This window comes from uncultured Brachyspira sp., assembly GCF_949287625.1.
In the GTDB taxonomy this organism is placed as follows: domain Bacteria; phylum Spirochaetota; class Brachyspiria; order Brachyspirales; family Brachyspiraceae; genus Brachyspira.
Window position 1 is genome coordinate 1 of the sequence record NZ_CASEGO010000193.1, and the last position, 2,058, is coordinate 2,058.

Annotated in this window: 3 protein-coding genes; all 3 read right to left on the minus strand. The window is 30.0% G+C overall.

All coding sequences use genetic code 11. From position 1 onward, the window contains the following. Nucleotides 1–101 precede the first annotated feature (101 nt). The 3 genes from Q1X91_RS15510 to Q1X91_RS15520 all read right to left on the minus strand — a co-directional run bounded on the left by Q1X91_RS15510 (nt 102) and on the right by Q1X91_RS15520 (nt 1,960). Nucleotides 102–1,253 carry a hypothetical protein gene (locus Q1X91_RS15510; protein WP_300759500.1) on the minus strand — a complete coding sequence of 384 codons (1,152 nt, stop codon included), beginning with the start codon at nt 1,251–1,253 and terminating at the stop codon, nt 102–104. 48 nt (nt 1,254–1,301) lie between these two features. Further along, nucleotides 1,302–1,463, minus strand: a complete 162-nt coding sequence (locus Q1X91_RS15515; protein WP_300759502.1) for a hypothetical protein — start codon at nt 1,461–1,463, stop codon at nt 1,302–1,304. Nucleotides 1,464–1,603: 140 nt separating this feature from the next. Beyond that, nucleotides 1,604–1,960, minus strand: a complete 357-nt coding sequence (locus Q1X91_RS15520) for a hypothetical protein (protein WP_300759504.1) — start codon at nt 1,958–1,960, stop codon at nt 1,604–1,606. Nucleotides 1,961–2,058 lie beyond the last annotated feature (98 nt).

A 2,058-nucleotide genomic window follows, 5' to 3' on the forward strand; every position in this document is an offset into this window, starting at 1 on the left:
ACATATACGAAGAAAATAAAATTATATGTAAAATTTTTTAAAAAAATAAAAAATGAAAAAAATTCTATTTTTTTCATTTTTTTAATACTATAATAAAAAAATTATCTGGCATACATCTGACTGTTTCTTGCTTTATAACTATTCATAAGTTTGTAAACCTCATCAGGATTTAAAGCCTGTTCTACATTAATAGTAACATTCCAAATATCGCCTTTAGAAAAACCCTTATCCTGTAACTGAGCATTACTTTGAACTTGTATTTTACCAGCTTTATTTGTTACAATCTCAGCCCCCATCTCACCTACTATGGCAGAGCCTCCGTCTGGAATAATATACCCTGCTGTACCGAAGGCAAACTGAGGAGCCTCTGGCGGATTAGATTTTACACTGTCTAAAGCATTAGCTGATGATACTATACCAGAAGCAGCAGAAATAGCAGATGATATTGCAGTAGCCGATATTACAAGTCCCGCTGCAAAACCAACAGGTCCTCCCTGAGCAAATGAAGAAGCCACCCCCAAAGCGGATTGTGCTATAGCAAGCGAAGGTATTAAAACTGCATCCGCTATAGCTTTTGCTTTTTCCATTTCTGCTAGTTTTACGTTATTATCCCACTCAGCATACGCTTTATTATACTCTGCCTGTGCAAGCTGTTTTTCAAGCAATTCTCTTTGAACTTGTATTTCTTTTTCTTTCTGTAAGTCTTCTTTTTCTCTATCCTGTTTTTTCTTTAACTCTTCCTGCTTTATGCGTATAGCTTCGGCACTCATAGCATCTTTGCTTTCAATTGCAAGTTCAAGCTCTTCATCAAGCCTTGATAAATAATTTTCATAATCCTCATCGTCCAGAGTTTTCTTATTTTCTCTTAACTCTGCCTGATAATCATCAAACTCCTGTAATTTATTTTTAGCTTCTTCTATTGCCTCATCATAAGAGCTTAAATCATAATGAAAAAAATCTGAAAAACTGGCACTTAAATCTTTATATATACTTGATATACTTGATAGAGAGTCTTTTATTTCACTAGAAAAACTTTTTATATCGGCTTTATTTATACTATTATCAAGCGAGTTTATAGAAGTTTCTATATTATCTATAGAAGTTTTTGCCTCTGCAGCTGAACTTGAAAACTCATTAAAAGAATCCTTTGAAGCATTAAAAAATAAAGAAGTTTCATATGCTGAATTTATTTTCTTTATACTTTCTTCTATATTCTGCAATTCTTTATTTGTACTTGAGAAATTATTACTCATACTTTTCAACCTTTATATAAAAAACTCAATAATATCAAATGAAAAAATTTAATTATAAACTTTCAAAGCCTTATCTATCAAAATCTTAAATCTAAAAACAGCATAATTAAGACCTAATCTCAAATAATCATCTTCATCATAACGGCAATATATAAATCTTCCGCTTATTATCTGATACCAAGCCTCAAGTATTATTTTGTTCCAAAACAAAGAAGCTGTATACAGACTTATAAGAGAGTCATTAAAATAACAAAAGTCATCATATTTAACTTCTCTATTATTAAAAGCATAATTTACAAGATTATCAATTTCTGTCTGCTCTATTATAGAAAAATGATATAAATTACCCGCTACATAATTCTTCTCTCTAGCAAAAAACTTTTTATCACCTGTGCAAACTCATTAATATCTTTAGTGCTCCATTCATCAAGAAGACTTACAGCAAGCGTACCATTTATTCTAACATCAAGCCATTTAAAAATATCATCATTAATAATTTTCTCTTCTTTCTCTCTTACATATTTAAGGTTTTCATTAAAGCTAGGACGATTAATAGATATTACATCATCGCTTTTAAACTTACTTCCTAAAGTAGAGCGGCTGAACACTTTAACAGGAACAATATTTTCTCCGTCATCTTTATAAACAATTTCTTCTACAATATATCTGTTAAAAAAATCAACGCATTTAAATTCTAACTTTTCCATTTATATACTCCTTAATTTTTTCACTGATAGACTATGACAATTACATTGTCATAGGTTCAAAAATATAAGGAGATTTTATATACTCCTTAATTTTTTCA